This window comes from Salinivibrio proteolyticus (assembly GCF_027286365.1).
Classification (GTDB): domain Bacteria; phylum Pseudomonadota; class Gammaproteobacteria; order Enterobacterales; family Vibrionaceae; genus Salinivibrio; species Salinivibrio proteolyticus.
In genome coordinates, this window is record NZ_CP114584.1 from 379,260 (window position 1) to 400,311 (window position 21,052).

At 51.2% G+C, this 21,052-nt stretch carries 26 protein-coding genes; 15 read left to right on the top strand and 11 right to left on the bottom strand.

Annotation, left to right across the window (positions count from 1 at the left end):
* Positions 1 to 2 precede the first annotated feature (2 nt).
* Genes lptA through N7E60_RS01905 form a run of 5 tightly spaced genes read right to left on the bottom strand, consistent with a single transcriptional unit; the run spans position 3 to position 3,564 of the window.
* Entirely contained in the window at positions 3 to 521 is a 519-nt protein-coding gene (gene lptA / locus N7E60_RS01885; RefSeq protein WP_069588205.1) for a lipopolysaccharide transport periplasmic protein LptA, read from the bottom strand.
* A complete protein-coding gene (gene lptC, locus N7E60_RS01890; RefSeq protein ID WP_077456370.1) occupies positions 502 to 1,065 on the bottom strand; it encodes an LPS export ABC transporter periplasmic protein LptC in 564 nt (187 codons plus the stop codon). The genes lptA and lptC overlap by 20 nt, the downstream gene beginning before the upstream one ends.
* Complete coding sequence (kdsC, locus tag N7E60_RS01895) at positions 1,062 to 1,622, bottom strand: 3-deoxy-manno-octulosonate-8-phosphatase KdsC (RefSeq protein WP_167313909.1); 561 nt, start codon at positions 1,620 to 1,622, stop codon at positions 1,062 to 1,064. The genes lptC and kdsC overlap by 4 nt, the downstream gene beginning before the upstream one ends.
* Positions 1,622 to 2,590, bottom strand: coding sequence for a KpsF/GutQ family sugar-phosphate isomerase (locus N7E60_RS01900; protein ID WP_069588204.1), 969 nt, complete (start codon positions 2,588 to 2,590; stop codon positions 1,622 to 1,624). The genes kdsC and N7E60_RS01900 overlap by 1 nt, the downstream gene beginning before the upstream one ends.
* Before the next feature lie 11 nt (positions 2,591 to 2,601).
* Positions 2,602 to 3,564, bottom strand: a complete 963-nt coding sequence (locus N7E60_RS01905; RefSeq protein WP_069588117.1) for a calcium/sodium antiporter — start codon at positions 3,562 to 3,564, stop codon at positions 2,602 to 2,604.
* A gap of 316 nt (positions 3,565 to 3,880) precedes the next feature.
* On the opposite strand from N7E60_RS01905, the gene mlaF reads away from it, so the two are divergent.
* From mlaF to murA, 7 genes are read left to right on the top strand one after another with little or no spacing between them, the layout of a single operon-like run.
* Positions 3,881 to 4,678: a phospholipid ABC transporter ATP-binding protein MlaF gene (gene mlaF, locus N7E60_RS01910; protein WP_069588116.1), complete on the top strand. Its 798-nt coding sequence runs from the start codon at positions 3,881 to 3,883 to the stop codon at positions 4,676 to 4,678.
* Positions 4,679 to 4,713: 35 nt separating this feature from the next.
* The gene (mlaE, locus tag N7E60_RS01915; RefSeq protein ID WP_232112038.1) at positions 4,714 to 5,457 is read left to right on the top strand and encodes a lipid asymmetry maintenance ABC transporter permease subunit MlaE; all 744 of its coding nucleotides are present in this window, start codon (positions 4,714 to 4,716) and stop codon (positions 5,455 to 5,457) included.
* Positions 5,458 to 5,459: 2 nt separating this feature from the next.
* Positions 5,460 to 5,939: an outer membrane lipid asymmetry maintenance protein MlaD gene (gene mlaD, locus N7E60_RS01920; protein ID WP_069588113.1), complete on the top strand. Its 480-nt coding sequence runs from the start codon at positions 5,460 to 5,462 to the stop codon at positions 5,937 to 5,939.
* A 4-nt stretch (positions 5,940 to 5,943) separates the two neighbouring features.
* Positions 5,944 to 6,618 carry a phospholipid-binding protein MlaC gene (mlaC, locus tag N7E60_RS01925; RefSeq protein ID WP_069588111.1) on the top strand — a complete coding sequence of 225 codons (675 nt, stop codon included), beginning with the start codon at positions 5,944 to 5,946 and terminating at the stop codon, positions 6,616 to 6,618.
* Entirely contained in the window at positions 6,615 to 6,929 is a 315-nt protein-coding gene (locus tag N7E60_RS01930; RefSeq protein WP_269597972.1) for an STAS domain-containing protein, read from the top strand. The genes mlaC and N7E60_RS01930 overlap by 4 nt, the downstream gene beginning before the upstream one ends.
* A gap of 2 nt (positions 6,930 to 6,931) precedes the next feature.
* The gene (gene ibaG, locus N7E60_RS01935) at positions 6,932 to 7,186 is read left to right on the top strand and encodes a BolA family iron metabolism protein IbaG (protein ID WP_269597973.1); all 255 of its coding nucleotides are present in this window, start codon (positions 6,932 to 6,934) and stop codon (positions 7,184 to 7,186) included.
* A gap of 9 nt (positions 7,187 to 7,195) precedes the next feature.
* Positions 7,196 to 8,455, top strand: a complete 1,260-nt coding sequence (murA, locus tag N7E60_RS01940; RefSeq protein WP_077456382.1) for a UDP-N-acetylglucosamine 1-carboxyvinyltransferase — start codon at positions 7,196 to 7,198, stop codon at positions 8,453 to 8,455.
* 102 nt (positions 8,456 to 8,557) lie between these two features.
* Here the strand turns inward: murA and degS are convergent, their stop codons facing one another.
* The 3 genes from degS to zapG form a co-directional block, all read right to left on the bottom strand.
* Positions 8,558 to 9,631, bottom strand: a complete 1,074-nt coding sequence (degS, locus tag N7E60_RS01945; protein WP_269597974.1) for an outer membrane-stress sensor serine endopeptidase DegS — start codon at positions 9,629 to 9,631, stop codon at positions 8,558 to 8,560.
* A 141-nt stretch (positions 9,632 to 9,772) separates the two neighbouring features.
* Positions 9,773 to 11,137, bottom strand: coding sequence for a Do family serine endopeptidase (locus N7E60_RS01950; RefSeq protein ID WP_101494742.1), 1,365 nt, complete (start codon positions 11,135 to 11,137; stop codon positions 9,773 to 9,775).
* A 68-nt stretch (positions 11,138 to 11,205) separates the two neighbouring features.
* Positions 11,206 to 11,613, bottom strand: coding sequence for a Z-ring associated protein ZapG (gene zapG, locus N7E60_RS01955; RefSeq protein WP_269597975.1), 408 nt, complete (start codon positions 11,611 to 11,613; stop codon positions 11,206 to 11,208).
* A gap of 200 nt (positions 11,614 to 11,813) precedes the next feature.
* On the opposite strand from zapG, the gene zapE reads away from it, so the two are divergent.
* The 8 genes from zapE (at position 11,814) to sspB (ending at position 18,205) form a co-directional block, all read left to right on the top strand.
* Positions 11,814 to 12,920, top strand: coding sequence for a cell division protein ZapE (gene zapE / locus N7E60_RS01960; protein ID WP_096630725.1), 1,107 nt, complete (start codon positions 11,814 to 11,816; stop codon positions 12,918 to 12,920).
* 251 nt (positions 12,921 to 13,171) lie between these two features.
* The gene (rplM, locus tag N7E60_RS01965) at positions 13,172 to 13,600 is read left to right on the top strand and encodes a 50S ribosomal protein L13 (RefSeq protein WP_096630727.1); all 429 of its coding nucleotides are present in this window, start codon (positions 13,172 to 13,174) and stop codon (positions 13,598 to 13,600) included.
* 13 nt (positions 13,601 to 13,613) lie between these two features.
* Positions 13,614 to 14,003 (top strand): 30S ribosomal protein S9, encoded by a 390-nt coding sequence (gene rpsI / locus N7E60_RS01970; RefSeq protein WP_069588094.1) that lies wholly within the window; start codon positions 13,614 to 13,616, stop codon positions 14,001 to 14,003.
* 365 nt (positions 14,004 to 14,368) lie between these two features.
* Entirely contained in the window at positions 14,369 to 14,959 is a 591-nt protein-coding gene (petA, locus tag N7E60_RS01975; RefSeq protein WP_077676375.1) for a ubiquinol-cytochrome c reductase iron-sulfur subunit, read from the top strand.
* Positions 14,959 to 16,224: a cytochrome b gene (locus N7E60_RS01980; RefSeq protein WP_077456390.1), complete on the top strand. Its 1,266-nt coding sequence runs from the start codon at positions 14,959 to 14,961 to the stop codon at positions 16,222 to 16,224. Before petA ends, N7E60_RS01980 begins: the two co-directional genes overlap by 1 nt.
* On the top strand, positions 16,221 to 16,958 hold the full coding sequence (locus N7E60_RS01985) for a cytochrome c1 (RefSeq protein WP_096630730.1): 738 nt from the start codon (positions 16,221 to 16,223) through the stop codon (positions 16,956 to 16,958). The genes N7E60_RS01980 and N7E60_RS01985 overlap by 4 nt, the downstream gene beginning before the upstream one ends.
* Before the next feature lie 87 nt (positions 16,959 to 17,045).
* Positions 17,046 to 17,684 (top strand): stringent starvation protein SspA, encoded by a 639-nt coding sequence (sspA, locus tag N7E60_RS01990; protein WP_069588088.1) that lies wholly within the window; start codon positions 17,046 to 17,048, stop codon positions 17,682 to 17,684.
* On the top strand, positions 17,684 to 18,205 hold the full coding sequence (gene sspB / locus N7E60_RS01995) for a ClpXP protease specificity-enhancing factor (RefSeq protein WP_069588087.1): 522 nt from the start codon (positions 17,684 to 17,686) through the stop codon (positions 18,203 to 18,205). The genes sspA and sspB overlap by 1 nt, the downstream gene beginning before the upstream one ends.
* Positions 18,206 to 18,328: 123 nt before the next feature.
* On the opposite strand, the gene pyrI is transcribed toward sspB, so the two are convergent.
* From pyrI to argF, 3 genes are all read right to left on the bottom strand, one after another.
* Complete coding sequence (gene pyrI / locus N7E60_RS02000) at positions 18,329 to 18,796, bottom strand: aspartate carbamoyltransferase regulatory subunit (protein ID WP_069589977.1); 468 nt, start codon at positions 18,794 to 18,796, stop codon at positions 18,329 to 18,331.
* Entirely contained in the window at positions 18,796 to 19,737 is a 942-nt protein-coding gene (gene pyrB / locus N7E60_RS02005) for an aspartate carbamoyltransferase (protein WP_069589975.1), read from the bottom strand. Before pyrB ends, pyrI begins: the two co-directional genes overlap by 1 nt.
* A 214-nt stretch (positions 19,738 to 19,951) precedes the next feature.
* Positions 19,952 to 20,959 carry an ornithine carbamoyltransferase gene (gene argF, locus N7E60_RS02010; RefSeq protein ID WP_269597979.1) on the bottom strand — a complete coding sequence of 336 codons (1,008 nt, stop codon included), beginning with the start codon at positions 20,957 to 20,959 and terminating at the stop codon, positions 19,952 to 19,954.
* Positions 20,960 to 21,052 lie beyond the last annotated feature (93 nt).

The window sequence follows — 21,052 nt, forward strand, 5'->3', positions numbered from 1 at the left end:
TCTTATTGCGATTCTGACTCAGATGGGCTTTTGGTAGTCGGCTGCAAGATGGTTGTGACTCGCTTATTGCTGTCACTTTCTGCGACCAATTGCTGCTTATCAATTTGATAGGTGATCACATTGCCTTCGACTTGATTACCTGCCTGTTCCAGCATGGCATTGGTCGACATTTTCAAAAACTCGTTGCCCACTTCATAGCGCAACTTATAGGCTTCACCGTGCAGCTTTTTACCATCATCCATGGTCTGTTCGAAGGTCGCGGGTTTACCGAACGCTTCAATGGTTTCATCGCCTTCTTGACCTTGAGGACGGATCACGACCAGCTTGTCGGCCAGAATTTTAATGCTACCTTGGGTCAGCACAACATCTTGGGTAAAGGTCACCGTGTTGGTGGCCATGTCCAAATGCTGACTCTCAGATTCAATATAAATCGGTTGCTCAGTGTCGCTACTCAATGCCAATGAATAGTGCGAAAACAGCAACATGGCACCTGCCAGTGCTTTAACGAGGGGTCGTTTCATATCGGCCTTTAACATCGTTTAACAATTCCATCTGGTGGTTACCGAAGTTCCCTTTCACGCGTTGCCCTTCGGTTTGAAAGCCAACGCCAGTGATGGTGGTGGGACGGTCGGACCAAAAGTCTCGCGTGGTCAGGTCCAACGTCACGGTTTCGGTGGCTACCGAATGAATTTGCGCGTTCGGTAGCAAGTTAAAAATTCGCACTTTGCCTGTCATCGTTAGTATGTGCTTATCAGACAGCACCGCATAGTTAGCACTGATGCGCCACTCTTCGTCTTTGCCATTATGATAGGTCCACAAGACAGGCTCGTTAAAGTGGGTTTCATCAATATTGGCGTAGTGCTCTAAGTGCTCAGCGTCAACGGTATAGCTGCGTATCCCATCGGCGTTGTATTGCACGGTTTTAATTTTTTCACCGGTAAACAGAGGCTTTTCTGCGTCCGGCTCCACTTGTACTGTACGCTCCCAGACATGTTGAGAAAGCAGATAATAGCCGGTTAGGGCACACAGTACTATCAGCACCAGCATGCTGAGCCGCTGCATCATACGCTTAAGCCCTTATGCTGATCGAGCTCGCCTCGTGCTTCGAGGATCAGATCGCAGACTTCACGGACCGCGCCGAACCCACCACGGATTTGGGTCACTAGATCGGCACGTTGTTGTAATAGCGGGTGGCCGTCTGCCACACAGACCGCGAGGCCGACTTTTGCCATAACGGGCCAATCAATCAAGTCATCACCGATATACGCGGTGTGCTCAGGGCTGACGTTGCATTGCTGACAAAGATCGTCGTACGCAGCTAGCTTGTCACTTTGTCCTTGATAGACATGACGGACACCTAAGGCGTTCATTCTATTTTCGACAATCTTAGACTGTCGACCTGTGATCACTGCGACCTCAATGCCAGCGTTCATCAAGGCTTTGATGCCGTAGCCATCACGGGTGTGAAAGGCCTTCAGCTCCTCGCCTTGATTGCCCATATACACGCGACCATCGGAGAAAACGCCATCGACATCGCAAATCAGTAGCTGGATCGTCGCCGCGCGTTCGAACAGGGTGGTGGCAACAGGGCCATATAAGGTGTCAGTCACAGGTGCGGACATTACATTACTCCGGCTTTCAAAAGGTCATGCATGTTGAGGGCGCCAAGAAGCTGGCCATTTTTCGCTACCAGCAGCCCGTTAATTTTACGCTCCTCCATGAGTTTGAGTCCTTCTGCCGCCAGCAGTTCCGGTTCAATGGTGATCGGGTTGGCGGACATCACCTCGCCAATGGCGGTGGTGTGTAAATCAATGCGTTGATCGAGTAAGCGGCGTAGATCGCCATCGGTAAAGACACCGGCCAACTGTTGCTCTGCATCGACCACGGCGGTCATTCCGAGGCCTTTTTCGGACACTTCCAGTAACGCATCGCGTACGGTGGCATTGTCTGGCACCACGGGTAAACGCTCGCCTTGATGCATCAGATCGCTAATACGTAATAGTAGTTTGCGTCCTAATGCGCCGCCCGGATGAGACAGGGCAAAGTCATCGGCGGTAAAACCTTTTGCTTGCATCAATGCCATGGCGAGCGCGTCGCCCATCACCAAGGTGGCCGTGGTGCTCGATGTAGGCGCAAGCTTAAGGGGGCACGCCTCTTTGGGGACGTGAATATTGAGATGGACCTTGGCGAGTTGCCCCATACTCGAGTCGGGGTTGCCCGTCATACAGACTAACGGGATCCCGAGACGTTTAATCACCGGCAGTAAGGTAAGAATTTCACCGGCTTCGCCCGAGTTGGAAATGGCTAGCACCACGTCGCCTTGATTGATCATCCCAAGGTCACCGTGACTTGCCTCTCCCGGGTGGACGAAAAACGCAGGCGTTCCTGTGCTTGCAAGGGTAGCTGCAATCTTACGGCCGATATGGCCCGATTTGCCCATTCCCATCACCACCACTTTGCCGGTGGCGTTCAAGATTAATCGACAGGCGGCATCAAAATGCTCGTCAATCGCCGTTTTGAGTTGTGCAATCGCATCTTGCTCAATGGTAAGCACATCAAGCCCTGCGCGACGAAAATCAAATTCACTCATCACCATGTCCGTTATGCGGCAGCGTTAACAAAGAGATAGCCTTGATAGGCGATATAACACATCAAAAAGATCGACCCTTCAATGCGATTGATACTGCGTGATTTGCCTAATGCGAAGATAAGTAGCATCACAGAGAGAACGAGCATGATGTAGTAATCCCGTCCCATTGCAAATTCACTGATTGGTGACGGGTTGAGCAAGCCCGGGATCCCCATCACCGCCAAGATATTAAACACGTTCGAGCCGATAATATTGCCGACAGCGAGATCGTCTTCCCCTTTCATCACGCCGGCAATCGAGGCGGCGAGTTCGGGCAGGCTGGTGCCGATAGCAATGATGGTTAAGCCAATCACCAAGTCGCTCATGCCAAAGTATTGGGCAATGGTGACTGCCGAGTCGACCACTTGATCGGACGAAAGCAATAGCAAAGGCAGACCGATTAAAATCCACATTACCGCTTTTAGATTACTGACATCTTGCGGAATGTCCGATTCCTGATCCGCCAGCATAGGATCGGTCCCGCCTGAGTCTTTGCCAATTTTGATCATGGCAAGGATAAACACCACGAATAAGACCAACAGGCCCACGCCTTCGAAAAAGCCGAGGTGGTTGTTCCACAAAAGAGCGCCGGCGAGCAAGGTGACCGCTAACATTAATGGTAGTTCGCGGCGCAAAATGATAGAGCTAATCGACAAAGGCTTAATCAGGGCGGTAAAGCCAAGAATGAGGGCAATGTTGGCAATGTTTGACCCTAAAACATTCCCCACTGCGGTGTCGGTTTTATCCGCGAGCGCGGCATTGGCCGATACCATCATTTCAGGCGCGGAAGAGCCCATGGCCAGAATCGTCATACCGATCACAAGAGGAGAGACGCCGTAATTTTTCGCGATCGCGGCAGCACCGAACACGAGTCGGTCAGCACTCCAAACCAGTAACACTAATCCCACAATAAGTATGGCAACCGCTTCTACCATGACACCTGTCCTTTGCGTTTTTTAATTGGCGTAAATGAGGTGCAATTCTGACGGCTAACGTGGCAAATGTGAAGCGAAAAGCCCCCACCATCGCCGTGAATGCGTCGCTTTTCATTCATGAACGGGAACTCGTTGGCACTTTTTCGGTCCATATAGGCCATTCTTCCTCGCTGAGCGGGTGAATGGCTATACTGCCATTATCAGGGCTATATCACGTCCTATCAGGCAGGGAGCGGGCGTTGCTTGTGTTAGCATAGGGGACGCCTTATTATCAGCCACTTAATTTTTTATCCTATCTAACCATGAGAATGCGGCAATGGCAGCACAGAGCCTGATAGATATTAACGGGATGACATTCTCACGGGGCAGCCGGTGCATTTTCGATCATATTGATTTGCAGGTGCCGCGTGGTCAGGTGACCGCCATCATGGGACCATCTGGCATTGGTAAAACAACCCTATTACGTTTGATTGCTGGCCAGCTAAAGCCTGATGCCGGCGACATTGTTTTTGATGGCCACAATATTCCCACCTTAGGGCGTCGTCGTTTATTCGATGTGCGCCAACGGATGAGCATGTTGTTTCAATCTGGCGCCTTGTTCACCGATATGTCGGTGTTTGACAATGTGGCCTTTCCCTTGCGTGAGCACACTCAGTTGGATGAATCCCTCATTCATACCATTGTGATGTTGAAGCTCGAGGCGGTAGGACTTCGCGGGGCGGCCGCGTTAATGCCCAGTGATCTCTCTGGGGGGATGGCCCGCCGTGCCGCACTGGCGCGTGCCATTTCCCTCGACCCAGAACTGATTTTGTTTGATGAGCCGTTTGTGGGGCAGGACCCTATTACCATGGGAGTCTTGGTCACCTTGATTCGCCAGCTTAACCAAGCCTTGGGCCTGACCTGCGTGGTGGTGTCCCACGATGTGCCTGAAGTGATGAGCATCGCGGACAAGGTCTATCTGTTGGCAGACAGCCGGATCATCGCCAGTGGCACACCGCAATCGCTGCGTGATAATCAAGATCCTTGGGTCAAACAATTCCTCGAAGGGCACGCAGATGGCCCTGTACCATTCCGCTATCCTGCGGGTCAGCTAGAGCAGGAGATTTACCGGTGATAAAAACGCAGATTGCGGATGTGGGTCGCCGCGCGATGGGCGTGGCCGAGTCGATGGGACGCGCCACCTTTGTGATGACCGGCGCGCTGGTGGGCAAACCACAGCCGAGCAAGACCTTTCCGCTCTTGATTAAACAGCTTTACTCGGTGGGCGTTCGCTCACTGGCGATCATCATCGTATCAGGCCTATTCATTGGTATGGTGTTGAGTTTACAGGGCTATTTAGTGCTGTCCGACTTTGGTGCGGAAACCAGCCTTGGACAAATGGTCGCCTTGTCGCTGTTACGCGAATTAGGTCCGGTAGTAACGGCACTGCTGTTTGCCGGACGGGCTGGCTCAGCGCTGACCGCGGAAATTGGTCTGATGAAAGCCACCGAGCAGCTATCCAGCTTAGAGATGATGGCGGTTGACCCGCTTCGCCGCGTGATCGCACCGCGCTTCTGGGCCGGTGTGATTGCGATGCCGTTGTTGGCGGTGATCTTTATGCTGGTGGGTATCTGGGGCGGTGAGCTCGTCGGGGTAGACTGGAAAGGCATCGATCACGGTAGTTTCTGGTCTGTGATGCAAGCATCGGTCGATTTGGGTTATGACGTTGGCAACGCACTGATCAAAAGTGTGGTATTTGCTATCGCAGTGACTTGGATTGCCCTGTTTAACGGTTACGATGCCACGCCGACCTCGGAAGGTATCAGCCGCGCCACCACACGCACTGTGGTGCACTCTTCATTGGCCGTACTTGGCCTTGACTTTGTCCTTACTGCACTCATGTTTGGGAATTAATCATGCAACAGAGTCGAAAAACAGAATTTTGGGTAGGCTGCTTTGTCATCGCAGGGATTGCAGCATTATTGGTGTTGGCGTTCCAGGTAGCGGATGTTCAACGTTGGGGACGAGCGGATACCTACACCTTAACCGCAGAGTTTGACAATATTGGTGGCCTGAAAGTGCGCTCACCGGTCAAAGTCGGGGGCGTGACCGTGGGGCAGGTGACGGCTATCTCGCTGGATGCAGAAACCTATGTACCAAAAGTCACCCTACAGATTAACAGCAGTGCGGGATATTTCCCTGAGTCGAGCTCAGCGTCGATTTACACCGCAGGCTTACTCGGTGAGCAGTACATTGGTATTACGCCTGGGTTTGTCGATGAAGCATTAGGCATTGGCTACCTTGAAGACGGCGGTAAGTTAGAAGACACCAAATCTGCGTTGGTACTTGAGGACTTGATTGGCCAGTTCTTGTATAGCGTGGGTGATAAGGAGTAATCAGATGAAAAAGGTTTTGATCACACTGTCATCAGCGCTGATCGTGTTTGTCGCCAGTGTCAGTTCGTTTGTGCATGCCAGTGAGCCGGTGGACCAAACCAACCCCTACCGGTTGATTGAGCAAGTGGCTGACAACACCTTTACTCGCCTGCGTAAAGATCGCACCTTGTTCCGCGCCGATCCGGATTTGCTGCGTGACGTGGTCAAAGACGAACTACTGCCCTACATCCACACCCGCTATGCGGCGTCGTTGGTGCTAGGTGCGCAGCATTATCGCCAAGCTACCCCTGAACAGCGTGATGCATTCACCGAGGCATTCACCGAATACATGATTGCCTCCTACGCACAAATCCTGCTCGAGTACGACAACCAAGATGTTAACGTGCAACGTGACCAAGCCATTGGTGATGACGACAAGATTGTTAAAGTGCGCGTGGATATCACCGATTCCTCACGTCCGCCGATTCGCCTTGATTTCAGCCTGCGTAAAAATACTCGGACAGGAAATTGGCAAGCCTATGACGTAACGGCAGAAGGGGTGAGTATGATCCAATCTAAACAATCAGAGTGGAAAGCGCCGCTGCGTCGTGACGGCATTGATGCTGTGATTGAACAGCTCAAAGAGCTGGCGGCAAAACCGATTCGTCGCGAGGATAAACAGAAACAGGGCGAGTCATGAGTGTCGAGTTAACTACCAGCGGCGGACAGTATTACCACTTGTCAGGACGGTTAGATCGTGACACAGTGCCCGCTTTTTGGCGCCAGCGTAGCCAGTGGCTACCCAATGATTCGGCGCTGAGCCTGGATTTAAGCGGGCTATCTCGCGTCGACTCTGCCGGCATGGCCATGTTGTTGCACTTGGATAAAGCCTTGAAAGAGAAAGGTCAGACCGTGCGCTACAGTGGCATGCCAGAGCAGCTCAAACTGTTGTTGACGCTAAGCAACATCGAGGCATTTTTTGACGATGCTGAGCATCAAGAAGGGGTTTAAACGTGGAAGCGAGCGAAGTTAAAGCCATTTTAGACGCGGCTCTGTCACTAGACGAGCTGTACGTGAAAGGCGACGGAAGCCACTTTGAAGTGGTTGCCGTGGCAGAGATGTTCGACGGGATGTCGCGTGTGAAAAAACAGCAAACCATCTACGGTCCGCTGATGGAGCACATTGCGCGTAACGATATTCATGCTGTGAGCATTAAAGCGATGACCCCCGCAGAGTGGGCGCGCGATAAAAAGCTGATGCAGTTGTAAGAGGGTCAGATGCAAAAGTTTCGAGTGACGGGCAATGGCCCGCTTAAAGGTGACGTGGCCATTTCCGGCGCGAAAAATGCAGCTCTCCCTATTTTATTTGCTTCACTGTTGGCTGAAGAGCCTGTTGAAGTGGCCAATGTGCCTAAACTGCGCGATATCGATACCACTATGGCGCTATTATCGCGCCTTGGGGCAAAAGTCAGCCGCAATGGCTCTGTCCATGTCGATGCTAGCGATATCACGGAACTGTGTGCCCCCTATGACTTGGTTAAAACCATGCGTGCGTCGATTTGGGCGCTCGGCCCTTTGGTCGCACGTTTCGGAAAAGGGGAAGTGTCTTTACCCGGCGGGTGTGCGATTGGTGCCCGTCCGGTAGATTTGCACATTAACGGCTTAGAGCAACTTGGCGCCACCATCACACTCGATGAAGGCTATGTACGTGCCACCGTCGATGGTCGTCTAAAAGGCGCCCACATTGTGATGGATAAAGTCAGCGTGGGTGCTACCGTCACTGTGATGTGTGCTGCCACCTTAGCAGAAGGCACGACCGTGATTGAAAACGCCGCCCGCGAGCCAGAAATCGTGGATACGGCGAAATTCCTCAACACCCTTGGGGCGAAAGTCAAAGGTGCAGGCACCGACCGGATTGAAATTGAAGGGGTTGAACGTCTTGGCGGCGGCGTACATGCGGTGGTTGCTGATCGGATTGAAACCGGTACCTTCTTGGTGGCCGCGGCGGTTTCAGGCGGCCATATTGTTTGTCGCAATACCTCACCGGATTTACTCGAAGCCGTGCTTCATAAATTGGAAGAAGCTGGCGCTAAGGTCACCACAGGCGATGACTTTATCGAGTTGGATATGACCGGTCGCGAACTGAAAGCGGTGAATGTACGTACCGCGCCGCATCCGGGCTTCCCAACCGACATGCAAGCGCAATTTACCTTGCTGAACTTGGTGGCGAAAGGGACCGGGATTATTACCGAAACCATCTTCGAGAATCGCTTTATGCATGTGCCTGAACTGCAACGTATGGGCGCACACGCAGAAATAGAAGGCAACACTGTGGTATGTGGTGATTGCGATAGCCTCAGTGGCGCGCAAGTGATGGCCACCGATCTGCGTGCCTCGGCAAGCTTAGTGATTGCTGGATGCATTGCCAAAGGCGAAACCGTGGTGGATCGCATTTATCATATCGATCGCGGTTATGAGCGTATCGAAGATAAACTGCAAGCGCTGGGCGCGAAAATCGAGCGTATTGACGGCGAGTAAGCGCGTCGTGCGATAGATTAACGAAAAAACGCCAGCCTTGATTGGGCTGGCGTTTTTGTCTTTGTGAGGCGTCAGCGTGTGCTAACGATACGTTGCCGTCGACTATTCGCCGCTGTCTGGCTCGTTCCCGACCGTGACAGGTAGTGTTAAACTCTCCCCATCGCGGATAAGGGTAATCGAAAGCGTTGTGCCAGGACGCGCATCGGTGACGATATCCATTGCTCCACGGGCACCTTTAACCGGTTTGTCGTTAATTTTAATGATCAAATCTTGCGGCTGAATTCCCGCCTTTTCTGCCGGCCCGCCTTTATCCATGTCCGCCACCATTACGCCGCGCTGTTGCTCGGCATCAAGCAAGCGCGCCATCACTGGATTGACGTCACGACCATCGATACCAATGTAGCCTCGGATAACGCGCCCATCAGCAATTAATTTATTCATGATCTTTTCGGTTAAGCGATAGGGAATGGCAAAGGAAATCCCGTAGGTTTCCAGATCGGTTGCCTGCTGAAACGAGGCGGTGTTGATCCCTACCAGCTCACCGCGGCTGTTCACCAACGCGCCGCCGGAATTCCCACGGTTAATCGCGGCATCGGTTTGCAGAAAGTCTTGGCGGCCATAAAAGCTCATTCCAGTGCGGCCCGTGGCGGAGATAATGCCGTAAGTGGTGGTTTGTCCGAGGTTATACGGGTTACCAATCGCAAGAACGGTATCGCCAACGGCCGGTTGATAGTCTTGGTTGACTGGGATTACGGGTAAGTTTTCAGCTGGGATTTTCAGTACCGCCAGATCCGTGCGTTGATCTTTACCGACCATTTGCGCGGTAAAAATACGGCCGTCTTGCAGGGCAACAATCACCTGATCCGCTTTGGCGACGACATGGTAATTGGTGACCACATAGCCTTTGGCGCTCATGATCACGCCTGAGCCAAGTCCTTGGGTATTGAGCTGCAAACGGTCGCCGCGAACGTAATTGCGGGTATAAATATTCACCACCGCGGGAGAGGCGCGCTTGACCGCATAACTGAATGAAACCAGTTCAGGCTGCTGGACCTCATCAAAATCGGGCAAGGATGAAACACTAAAAAGGCCTGAGCGTAGATCAGGCACCGCAACCAAAATTAGGGCGGCAGTGAATAAGCCAATAAGCGTGGAGCGAACCAATAGTGCCAGCATAAATAATGCTATCCTCAACGAAGCCAACTGCGAGGCTAGAGGATAGCATTGCAACAATCGTTTGTGGAAATGCTAAGCGGTGAGCTTTGTACAAAAAATGCCTGCCAAGTGGCAGGCATTGTGCGTGAGGCAAAGGCGGGATTAACGGATCACTAAATACAAGGAGCCGTTGTCTCGGGCGATATTCAGAGCCAGCACATTTGGCTTGTCTTCCAAAATCTTACGTAAATCACCGAGGTTTTCGACCTTATGTCGGTTCACCCCGACAATCACATCTCCTTCGCGCAGCCCGTAGCGCGCCGCCAAAGACCCTTCCGCGACCGCAGCGACTTCTACACCGGCAGGATCGCCATCATGGTTTTTCAGCTCAGCGCCTTTCAATGCCTTATGCAAGTCATCGGCTTTGGCTTGCGTCTGGCTCGCTTCTTTCAGCGTGGTTTTGGCCGTGATGGTTTCGCCATCTCGGATCACACCCAGCTCAACGTCTTTGCCTGCGCCCAAGGTCGCGATTTTTGCGCGTAGCTCGCCAAAGGTACGGATACTCTTACCGTTGACCGAAACAATAATGTCGCCGGCTTTTAAGCCAGCCTCTTCGGCGGCAGAGTCCGGCATCACTTGGCTTACAAACGCACCATGTTTGGTGGCAAGGCCAAATGCATCTGCCAACTCAGAGGTCAGCTCACGGCCGGTCACGCCCAGCATGCCGCGGCGTACCGAGCCATATTCGAGAATTTGGTCGACCAAGCTTTTCGCCATGTTGGCTGGGATGGCAAAACCAATCCCGACGTTACCGCCATTGGGGCCTAAAATCGCGGTGTTGATACCAATCAGCTCACCATTTAGGTTGACCAAAGCGCCGCCGGAGTTACCGCTGTTAATCGCGGCATCGGTTTGAATAAAGTTTTCAAAGTTTTCTAAATTCAAACCACTGCGTCCGAGCGCAGAGATAATCCCTGAGGTAACGGTTTGCCCCAGTCCAAAGGGGTTACCAATCGCGACGGCAAAATCACCGACGCGTAGTGCGTCTGAATTAGCCAGTTTGATTGCAGTGAGGTCTTTCGCAGCGTCATCCAGTTGCAGCAGGGCAATATCTGACATCTCATCGCTGCCAATCAGGCGTGCGTCATATTCACGGCCATCTTGCAGCTGAACGCGAATTTGGTCGGCGTCATCAATCACATGATGGTTGGTAACAATGTAGCCTTTGTCCGCATCGATAATGACGCCAGAGCCTAACCCGCGGAATGGGCGCTCTTGAACTTGCTCAGAAGGCATGTTGGGGCCAAAGAAAAAACGAAACGCTTCAGGAACACGTTGTTTCGAAACTTTATTACCCTCGACAGCGATACTGACCACGGCAGGAGAAACTTTCTCAAGCATTGGCGCCAAGCTAGGCATGGTTTGACCGCTCACCGCTTGAGGAAGTGCCGCATGGCTAGGAAGAGGAGAAAATGCCGCGCCAAGGGTCAACGCGGCAACACTAATCGCTAGTAAAGACTTTTTCATCATAGACTCACTCCGATTGTCCGAGTATGGATAAGAGTGGGGCCTATCTTAAAAAGTTCAATCCTTGATCAACTCACGCGCGACTTTTCTTCCCCTTTCAATAGCCCAGAGCCAGTGTCAGAGTAATCGCGTGGCGGTTGGTCGCTGTCAGTGGTTTCTTTAATCTCGGTGATCTTGCCCAAGCGCTTCGCAAAAGGATTATCTTGCTCGGGTAAATTAGGCATCAGATCGGAAGACGTTTTTGCCATATGCTGATACAGCTTGCTGTAATCCTTCGAGATGGTATCGAGCAGGTCAGCACTTTGGGCGAAATGATCGACCAATTCTTGGCGATATTGCTCCAGCTCGTAACGTGACTTTTCCAGCTCCCTTTTTAAATCTTTTTGTTGTTTGAGGTCACGCGTAGTCATGCGGGCTATCAAAAAGCCAACCGCTACGCCGATGATGAGAAAGATCAGGCTATTAATCCAGGCCATAACTGCTCCTTGTAGTCACAAGTTGACCAACCACAGATACCATTTTCCCGCCTAAAAAGACAAGCGAAACGCGTCTGCTTGCTTCAACTTTAGCGCACTATATTGAGAAAGGTGAAGGTTGGTGATTGCTGCTCACTATACATGGCAATCGTCTGACGTGGTACTATCAAGGCAGGCGAATAACACGAGGCTTTCAAGGAATGACGCCGCTCGAACATTATAATAACGATCTGAACCAAAACGATTTTATCGAAGACCCCGCACAGCGCATGGCCGTTGAGAAACTCGATGCGCTCTACCACCGCTTACTGCACACACCTGTGGCTGCGCCTAAGCCAGACAAGCGTGCATGGCTGCCATGGCGTAAATCGACTCCTGAGCCGGTTACACCGGTCAAAGGGCTCTATTTTTGGGGCGGTGTCGGACGCGGTAAAACCTATCTGATGGATACCTTTTTCCATGCGCTGCCCTTTGAAAACAAAATGCGCATGCACTTTCACCGGTTTATGCATCGGGTACACCAAGAGTTAAAAGTGCTGGATGGCGAGGCCGATCCGCTTTGGCAAATCGCGGATAAATTTGCCCAAGAGACGCGCGTTTTGTGTTTCGATGAATTTTTTGTCTCTGATATCACCGATGCGATGATCCTCGGCACCTTAATGGAAGCCCTGTTTGCACGCGGTATTACGCTGGTGGCCACGTCAAACATTGTGCCAGACGAGTTATATCGCAACGGCCTTCAGCGACAGCGGTTTTTACCTGCGATCGATTTAATCAATCAGCATTGCGAGGTGGTGAACGTTGACTCAGGGGTGGATTATCGTCTTCGCACCCTCACGCAAGCAGACATTTTTCATCATCCCTTGGGAGACAGTGCCCGTGCCAAAATGGACGACTACTTTCGTAAACTCAATGGCGAGGGTGGGGTGCGCGATGATGTGATTGACGTGAACCACCGCGCGCTGCAAACCATCGAAAATGGAGATGGTGTCGCGCATTTTAGTTTTGCTGAGCTGTGTCAGTCCGCACGTAGTCAAACCGATTACATGGAATTGGCGCGTTTGTATCACACGGTATTGCTGGCCGATATGCCGCAACTTCAAGCTAATCAAGAAGATGCTGCCCGTCGTTTTATTGCCCTAGTGGATGAATTTTACGAACGTAACGTTAAGCTGATCATTTCTGCAGCGGTGCCGATGGACAGCCTGTATGCGGGCGAGCGATTACGGTTCGAATTTGAGCGCTGCCAGTCACGTCTTATCGAGATGCAAAGCCACGAATACCTTGCATTGGCGCACTTACCATAGGCTGTCGCGCGCCTGTTGGCGCTTTGCGCATCAGGCGGTTGCTAAACAATAACCAGTTGCGCATTTTGGTGGGATTTTTTTTGAAAAAGAGGTGATTTTTTCTCCACTCTTCCCTATAATCCCGCAACCCACCGTTACTGTTGAAAGGCTTAGGCCGAGGGTACCACCACTCGAAGGGGTGTTGTATGGACTCTTAACAGTGGGAGCTTCGGCTCCTTAAGTGAAACTTATTAAATCGGGTAATCATTAGCATGAAAACTTTCGTTGCTAAACCAGAAACTGTAAAACGCGACTGGTACGTTGTAGACGCTGAAGGCAAAACTCTGGGCCGTCTGGCTACTGAAATTGCATCTCGTCTGCGTGGTAAGCACAAACCAGAATACACCCCTCACGTTGACACCGGTGACTACATCGTTGTTATCAACGCTGAGAAAGTTACTGTAACTGGCCGCAAAGCGTCTGACAAAATGTACTACAGCCACACTGGCTACATTGGTGGCATTAAGTCAATCAGCTTTGAGAAGCTGATCGCGCAAAAACCTGAGCTGGTTATTGAGAAAGCCGTTAAAGGCATGCTGCCTCGCGGTCCTCTAGGTCGTGCGATGTACCGTAAACTGAAAGTTTACGCGGGTTCTGAGCACAAGCACGCGGCACAACAACCGCAAGTACTAGACATCTAAGAGGAATATAGCAATGGCAGAACAATACTACGGCACTGGTCGTCGCAAAAGCTCCGCAGCTCGTGTATTCATCAAGCCGGGCAGCGGTAACATCGAGATCAACAAGCGTTCTTTGGACACTTACTTTGGTCGTGAAACTGCTCGCATGGTTGTTCGTCAGCCACTAGAGTTGGTTGAGATGATCGACAAGCTAGACCTGTACATCACCGTTTCTGGTGGTGGTATCTCTGGTCAAGCGGGCGCTATCCGTCACGGCATCACTCGTGCACTGATGGAATATGATGAGTCTCTACGTCCTGCACTACGTGCAGCTGGCTTCGTGACTCGTGACGCGCGTAAAGTTGAGCGTAAAAAAGTGGGTCTGCGCAAAGCACGTCGTCGCCCACAATTCTCGAAGCGTTAATTTACGCCCGAGCAATATTTGCCTCAAAAAGCCTGGTGGTTACACCGGGCTTTTTTTATATTTGCACCAAACGGCTTACAAATATATTTCCTTTCAAAACAGCGTATAAGCACGCATTTTCCAACATTTCTATTACCCTTTCCTTAATTCTGTGCACACCGCTCACATTTGTTACAAAAAGGTAGCTTTATCTTGTCAAAAAGTAGGGTTTTCTCTATCATCTAGCCGACGTAATAGCAGCTAAGATTTAATCGAACTGATCCCGGTCAGCCGTTATTACATATTCGTTTTTGAGTTAGCCGTACGCTCCATGGACGCAAAGGACACAATAAAAATCCAAGCGGGAGCACATGGGAGAATGTTGGATGAGCAATGCGCCAGTGAATACCGGCCGACGCCGTTTCCTGACTGCGACGACGTCAGTTGTTGGCGGTTTAGGGGCCGTAGCAGTTGCCGTGCCTTTTATTAAGTCCTGGAACCCAAGCGCCAAAGCAAAGGCCGCGGGTGCGCCAGTTGAAGTCGATATCAGTAAACTGCAAGACGGCCAGATGATCCGCGTCGAATGGCGAGGAAAGCCTGTATGGGTGGTCCGTCGCAGCCAAGCAATACTCGAAGAGTTGTCTACGTTTGAAGACAGACTTCGTGACCCCGCGTCTGAGCAACCTCAGCAGCCAGGGTATGCAACCAATCAAACCCGTTCTATTAAGCCAGAAATCTTTGTTGCGGTTGGTATTTGTACCCACCTTGGTTGTTCACCAACCTATTTGCCAGACAGCTTTAGCGAGCAGGTAAGTGGGGTGAAAGCCGGGTTCTTCTGCCCGTGCCACGGTTCCAAGTTTGATATGGCCGGACGCGTATTCCAAAGTGTTCCAGCTCCACTTAACTTGGTAGTGCCGCCTTATATGTTCTTGGACGACAAGCGCATAATCGTGGGACAAGATGAGGGGAATGCGTAATGGAAAATTTCCTGAACTGGGTTGAAAAACGTATTCCAGCGATGAATGCGTACCGTAAACACATGACCGAATACCCTATGCCGAAGAACTTTAACTTCTGGTATATGTTCGGTGTGTTGGCCATGATTGTTTTGGTTAACCAAATTCTTACAGGGATTTGGCTAACCATGAACTATGTGCCGTCAGCAGAAGGCGCGTTCGCGTCGGTTGAATACATCATGCGTGATGTGGAATATGGCTGGCTGCTCCGCTACATGCACTCCACCGGGGCCTCGGCCTTTTTCGTGGTGGTGTACTTGCACATGTTCCGCGGGTTAATTTACGGCTCTTACCAAAAGCCTCGTGAACTGCTGTGGCTGTTCGGTATGTTGATTTTCTTGGTGCTAATGGCTGAAGCCTTTATGGGCTATCTGCTGCCTTGGGGTCAGATGTCATATTGGGGCGCGCAGGTTATTATTTCACTGTTTGGTGCCATTCCGGTTATCGGTGACGACCTCACCCTGTGGATCCGTGGTGACTACGTCGTCTCTGGCGCAACACTGAACCGCTTCTTTGCGCTGCACGTCATTGCGTTGCCAATTGTGCTGCTGTTGCTTGTTGTGCTTCACGTACTGGCACTGCACGAAGTGGGCTCAAACAACCCAGACGGTATTGATACCAAACTGCCAAAAGGCAAGATGGGCGACGATTACCAGTCACAGTTTAAGTTCCACCCTGACTACACCAAGAAATATGACATCCTCGATTCGATCCCTTTCCACCCTTACGGGACGGTGAAAGATCTGATTGGTATCGGTGTGTTCGGCATCTTGTTTGCCTACGTCATTTTCTTTAACCCTGAAATGGGCGGCTATTTCCTTGAGCCACCTAACTTTGAAGCGGCGAACCCGCTGAAGACACCTGAGCACATTGCCCCGGTTTGGTACTTCACGCCTTTCTATGCGATTTTGCGTGCGATTCCAGACAAACTGATTGGGGTTATCGCCATGGGTGCATCGATTGTGGTGCTGTTCTTGTTGCCATGGCTTGACCGCTGTCGCGTGCGTTCATACCGCTACCGCAGCAAGTTGCACTTGGCGAACATTGTGCAATTCGTGATTGCCTTTATCGCTCTGGGCATTCTCGGTGCGTTGCCTGCGACGCCAACTTATACCTTGCTGGCGCAGATCTTCAGCTTCTGTTACTTCATGTTCTTCGTGCTGTTGTTCTTCTACAGCAAAAATGAAGCAACAAAACCGCTACCAGAGAGGGTGACATTCAAATGAAAAAATGGATTGTAATGTTATGCGCGCTGTTGCCCTCTTTGGCGATGGCCGCCGGTGGTAATGTTCATTTGGACGATGCCAACAACGACTTAACGGACAAAGCCTCATTGCAACGTGGTGCCAAGCTGTTTATGAACTACTGCTTTGGTTGTCACGCCACGCAATATCAGCGCTATCAGCGTGTGGCAGACGATCTGAATATCCCGAAAGACTTGATGGAAGATAATCTCATCTTCGATAAAAACGCCAAGTACGGGGATTTGATGAAAAACGCCATGTCGCAAGAATCTGGCGGCCAGTACTTTGGCGCTCCGGCACCTGACCTCACCTTGGTGGCGCGCGTGCGAGGTGTCGATTGGCTATACACCTATTTACGCTCGTTTTATGTTGACCCTTCTCGTCCATTTGGCGTGAACAACGTGGTTTTCCCGAACGTCGGTATGCCCCATGTATTGGAAGAGCTGCAAGGGACACCGCGTAAAGTTTACGAGCAACGTATGGTTGACGGTAAAATGGTTGAAGAGTTCGTTGGCCTAGAATCTGATGGCAATGGCGAGCTCAGCTCCGGCGAGTACGACAATGCCGTGCGTGATCTGGTTAACTTCCTTGAGTATGCCGGCGAACCTGTGAAGTTAGAGCGCCAGCAACTAGGTTGGTGGGTGATTGGCTTCTTCGTGATATTCCTTATCTTGGGTTACCTACTCAAGAAAGAATATTGGCGCGATGTGCACTGATCGGTTAATCTAGTGTGTTGCTAATCCGCAATGGGGACGCTTTGTCCCCATTGCTTTCTATTGATATTGAACATCCTGGAGGGGTTGATGGCTGTTGCTGCCAATAAACGCTCGGTGATGACGTTATTCTCTGACGCATCTGATCTCTATAGTCATCAGGTACGCATCGTCCTCGCAGAGAAAGGTGTCAGTGTAGAAATTGAGTTGGTAGATCCGAACAATCTGCCAGAGGACTTGGTTGATCTGAATCCTTATAACTCTGTTCCGACCTTGGTGGACCGTGAACTTGCGTTGTATAACGCAGACATCATCATGGAATACTTGGATGAGCGTTTCCCTCACCCGCCATTGATGCCAGTTTACCCGGTTGCGCGTGCGCAAAGCCGTTTGATGATGTATCGCATCAAACGTAACTGGTATACCTTGGTTGAAAAGATCAGCCACGGTAGTGCTGATGAGGCCGACAAGGCACGTAAACAACTGCGCGAAGAGCTACTCGCACTGGCGCCTGTGTTTGCGGAAAGCCCGTACTTCTTGAGTGAAGAGTTTAGCCTTGTTGATTGCTATCTTGCACCACTGCTGTGGCGTTTGCCTGTTCTGGGCATTGAGCTGGCAGGCCCAGGCTCTAAAGAAGTCAAAGACTACATGACGCGTCTGTTTGAGCGTGATTCATTTCTCGCCTCACTGACAGAAGCTGAACGTGAAATGCGACTAACGGGTCAATAATGTCTACATCAGAATTCTCGATGACACCACGCCGCCCTTATTTGGTGCGTGCTTTTTATGATTGGTTACTCGATAACGAGCTCACTCCGCACATGGTTGTTGATGCAACTTTGCCGGGTGTGCAGGTGCCGTTTGATTATGTCAAAGACGGTCAAATCGTTCTCAATATCGCGCCACGCGCGGTTGGTAACCTTGAGCTGGGTAACGAGTTCGTCAGTTTCAATGCCCGCTTTGGCGGACGTCCACAACAGGTCAATGTACCGATGGCGGCCGTGATGGCATTGTATGCTCGCGAAAACGGCGCCGGCACCATGTTTGAAATGGAGCCTGCGTATGCCTCGCCAGAAGATGAAGAGATGGCATCGGGAGCCTTTGATGAACTGAACATCGATGATGACGAGCCATCGTTGGTGTCGGTCGATAGCGTCGACGATCCGGAAGCGTTGCCACAAGCCGAAGAGGATGAGATCCCAACCGCCCCGGCGAAAAAAGGGAAACCGACCCTGACTGTGGTGAAATAACCGATCTCATCGCTGTTTATTGAAACAGCCCGATCGCTTGATTAGAAAAGCCAGCATTACGCTGGCTTTTTTGTTGCCCTTGATATTCCTCACCAAGGGCTAGTCGGCACGGATAACGAGTGCTTAGTGATTTTCGGTCATGATCTCGCGAGAGAAGACCTTTTCGCAGTATTTGCAGCGCAGTTTGACATCTTGCTGCTCGGTTAACACTCGAAAGCTACTGACCACTGCAGGCTCACCGTGCGTGATACAGTTACTGTTCGGACAGCGGAACACGCCTTGAATCACCTCTGGTAATGTCAGCGGCAGCTTAGCGACCACTTGATACTCTTCGATTTGATTCACCGTCGCTTGTGGCGCATAAAGTGCCAGCTGGCTGGCTTGATCTTCGCTGATCACCACGTTTTCAATTTTGATCAAATCCTTGCTGCCGAGGGCGGAAGAGGGCAAGTTCAAGCCAATGGTGATCCGCTCTTCACTGCCATGCATCTGAAACAGGTTGAGGATCTTAAAGCCAATGTGCGCTGGAATATGGTCAATCACAGTGCCGTTGCGAATCGCTTCTACTTGTAGTTTGCTATCAGTGTTCATTAGGCGACTCCTTCCACTTGTTCATTTAACACCAAGGCCAATAGTGCTTCGCGCGCGTAGACGCCATTTTCGGCTTGCTCAAAGTAATACGCATGCGGGGTTTTATCGACATCCACGGTAATCTCATCCACCCGTGGCAGTGGGTGCATCACTTTCATATTGGGTTTCGCATCACGCAACATCGCAGCGTTTAGGATAAACGCAGCTTTGATATGGGCGTATTCTGACTCATCGAAGCGCTCTTTTTGCACACGAGTCATGTACAGCACATCCAACTCAGGCACCACTTCTTCAATACTGCTATGCAGGCTGTAAGGGTGGCCCGCCGCGGTGAGCTCATCGAGCAAATACTCGGGCATGGCGAGCGCATCGGGGGCGATATAAAAGAAACGGTTCCCTTCAAACTTGGACAAGGCTTGAGTGAGGGAGTGCACGGTACGGCCATACTTCAGATCGCCGACCATGGCAATGTTGAGGTTATCTAAACGGCCTTGGGTTTCATAAATGGAGAATAAATCCAGCAAGGTTTGGGTCGGGTGCTGGTTCGCGCCGTCGCCGCCATTCACCACAGGCACACCTTCCGAAAACTCTGAGGCCAAACGGGCCGCGCCTTCTTTTGGATGACGCATCACAAAGCCATCCACATACGATGAAATCACACGCACCGAGTCAGCCAAGGTTTCACCCTTTTTACCTGATGAGGTATTGCCGCCATCGGGAAAGCCAATCACCGAGCCGCCTAGGCGTTGAATGGCCGTTTCAAACGACAAGCGTGTGCGGGTGGAGGCTTCAAAGAAGCAGCTGGCAATCACCTTGTTTTTTAGCAGCGTCGGGTTAGGGCGTGCCTTGAGTTCGCCCGCCGTGGCAACGATTAACTCCAGCTCGTCGCGGCTGAGCTCGGGAATGGAAATAATGTGTTTGTTATACAGGGTATTGGCCATAACGCGAGTCCCTTTCTTTGCAGTGTGCTACAGGCAAAAAAAAACCTCCGAAACGGAGGTTTTTACGATCACGACCAATGCGGGTGCTGTCCCCCTGAGGGGCGGATAGCGCGCTGTTTGTGGGTGGAATAACAAACATATCGACTGGCCGTGTAATGAAATCTGGCCGAATTATACGCGCCTTTTTGTGGGGTGCAAGCAAAAGTGCAATCGTTTACGCCTGTGGTTTTACGAGTGTGGCGACCATCACAGCCTTGATGGTATGCATGCGATTCTCTGCTTGATCAAAGACGATCGAGTGCGCAGATTCAAACACCTCTTCAGTCACTTCTAGGCCATTTAATCCATATTGCTCAGCTACTTGCTTGCCCACTTGGGTCTCATCATTATGGAACGCGGGCAGGCAGTGCATAAATTTCACCTGAGGGTTTTGTGTCGCTTGCATCAAGGCTGGGGTGACTTGATAAGGCGTAAGCGCGGCCACGCGTTGTGCCCATGCCGACTCGGGCTCGCCCATCGATACCCAAATATCTGTATACACAAAATCACAGCCTTCCACCGCGGCAGTCTCTTCACTTAAGGTGATCGACGCGCCAGTGCTGGCGGCAATATCTTGGCAACGCGCAACCAAACTTTCTTCGGGCCAATAAGCTTTGGGTCCAATCAGGCGTACATCCATTCCCATTTTAGCGGCCCCAACCAGCAAGGAATTGCCCATGTTATTGCGCGCATCCCCCAAATAGGCAAAGGCGATTTGATTAAGCGGCTTGTCACTGTGCTCTTGCATGGTGAGCAGATCAGCAAGGACTTGGGTGGGGTGAAAGGTATCTGTTAGTCCATTCCAAACCGGCACGCCCGCGTAGGCTGCCAAGGTTTCCACTACATCTTGCCCAAAACCGCGATACTGAATGCCATCGTACATTCTTCCCAGCACGCGCGCGGTATCTTTGATGGTTTCCTTATGACCAATTTGCGTACCGCTTGGGCCGAGATAGGTCACTTGTGCGCCTTGATCAAACGCAGCTACCTCAAAGGCGCAACGCGTTCGCGTCGAGGTTTTCTCAAAAATCAGCGCAATATTCTTACCCTTTAGACGGGCAACTTCTTCACCATTGGCCTTCGCCGCTTTTAACATCGCAGCGTCGTCCACCAAATCTTGGATCTGCGACGGGGACAGATCTAACAGAGTGAGCAGTGAGTGTTGGTAGAGGTTGCTTTTCATATCTATCCCTGTTTATGGCTTATTTGTGAATATAAAACCAGTAAAAATGTTTAATTATTCTTTTGGATAGTAAGGGGAGAGACGACGGGATGC

Bases quoted from the DNA above. Each gene is read 5' to 3' on its own strand.
- N7E60_RS01980 (WP_077456390.1), top strand. From the start codon at position 14,959: ATGGAAAATTTCCTGAACTGGGTTGAAAAACGTATTCCAGCGATGAAT.
- degS (WP_269597974.1), bottom strand. From the start codon at position 9,631: ATGCTGGCACTATTGGTTCGCTCCACGCTTATTGGCTTATTCACTGCC.
- pyrB (WP_069589975.1), bottom strand. From the start codon at position 19,737: ATGGCCAATACCCTGTATAACAAACACATTATTTCCATTCCCGAGCTC.
- kdsC (WP_167313909.1), bottom strand. From the start codon at position 1,622: ATGTCCGCACCTGTGACTGACACCTTATATGGCCCTGTTGCCACCACC.
- rpsI (WP_069588094.1), top strand. From the start codon at position 13,614: ATGGCAGAACAATACTACGGCACTGGTCGTCGCAAAAGCTCCGCAGCT.
- N7E60_RS01900 (WP_069588204.1), bottom strand. From the start codon at position 2,590: ATGAGTGAATTTGATTTTCGTCGCGCAGGGCTTGATGTGCTTACCATT.
- zapG (WP_269597975.1), bottom strand. From the start codon at position 11,613: ATGGCCTGGATTAATAGCCTGATCTTTCTCATCATCGGCGTAGCGGTT.
- mlaC (WP_069588111.1), top strand. From the start codon at position 5,944: ATGAAAAAGGTTTTGATCACACTGTCATCAGCGCTGATCGTGTTTGTC.
- pyrI (WP_069589977.1), bottom strand. From the start codon at position 18,796: ATGAACACTGATAGCAAACTACAAGTAGAAGCGATTCGCAACGGCACT.
- rplM (WP_096630727.1), top strand. From the start codon at position 13,172: ATGAAAACTTTCGTTGCTAAACCAGAAACTGTAAAACGCGACTGGTAC.
- lptC (WP_077456370.1), bottom strand. From the start codon at position 1,065: ATGATGCAGCGGCTCAGCATGCTGGTGCTGATAGTACTGTGTGCCCTA.
- N7E60_RS01930 (WP_269597972.1), top strand. From the start codon at position 6,615: ATGAGTGTCGAGTTAACTACCAGCGGCGGACAGTATTACCACTTGTCA.
- murA (WP_077456382.1), top strand. From the start codon at position 7,196: ATGCAAAAGTTTCGAGTGACGGGCAATGGCCCGCTTAAAGGTGACGTG.
- argF (WP_269597979.1), bottom strand. From the start codon at position 20,959: ATGAAAAGCAACCTCTACCAACACTCACTGCTCACTCTGTTAGATCTG.
- zapE (WP_096630725.1), top strand. From the start codon at position 11,814: ATGACGCCGCTCGAACATTATAATAACGATCTGAACCAAAACGATTTT.
- N7E60_RS01950 (WP_101494742.1), bottom strand. From the start codon at position 11,137: ATGAAAAAGTCTTTACTAGCGATTAGTGTTGCCGCGTTGACCCTTGGC.
- N7E60_RS01985 (WP_096630730.1), top strand. From the start codon at position 16,221: ATGAAAAAATGGATTGTAATGTTATGCGCGCTGTTGCCCTCTTTGGCG.
- N7E60_RS01905 (WP_069588117.1), bottom strand. From the start codon at position 3,564: ATGGTAGAAGCGGTTGCCATACTTATTGTGGGATTAGTGTTACTGGTT.
- lptA (WP_069588205.1), bottom strand. From the start codon at position 521: ATGAAACGACCCCTCGTTAAAGCACTGGCAGGTGCCATGTTGCTGTTT.
- sspA (WP_069588088.1), top strand. From the start codon at position 17,046: ATGGCTGTTGCTGCCAATAAACGCTCGGTGATGACGTTATTCTCTGAC.
- petA (WP_077676375.1), top strand. From the start codon at position 14,369: ATGAGCAATGCGCCAGTGAATACCGGCCGACGCCGTTTCCTGACTGCG.
- sspB (WP_069588087.1), top strand. From the start codon at position 17,684: ATGTCTACATCAGAATTCTCGATGACACCACGCCGCCCTTATTTGGTG.
- mlaE (WP_232112038.1), top strand. From the start codon at position 4,714: ATGGGCGTGGCCGAGTCGATGGGACGCGCCACCTTTGTGATGACCGGC.
- mlaF (WP_069588116.1), top strand. From the start codon at position 3,881: ATGGCAGCACAGAGCCTGATAGATATTAACGGGATGACATTCTCACGG.
- mlaD (WP_069588113.1), top strand. From the start codon at position 5,460: ATGCAACAGAGTCGAAAAACAGAATTTTGGGTAGGCTGCTTTGTCATC.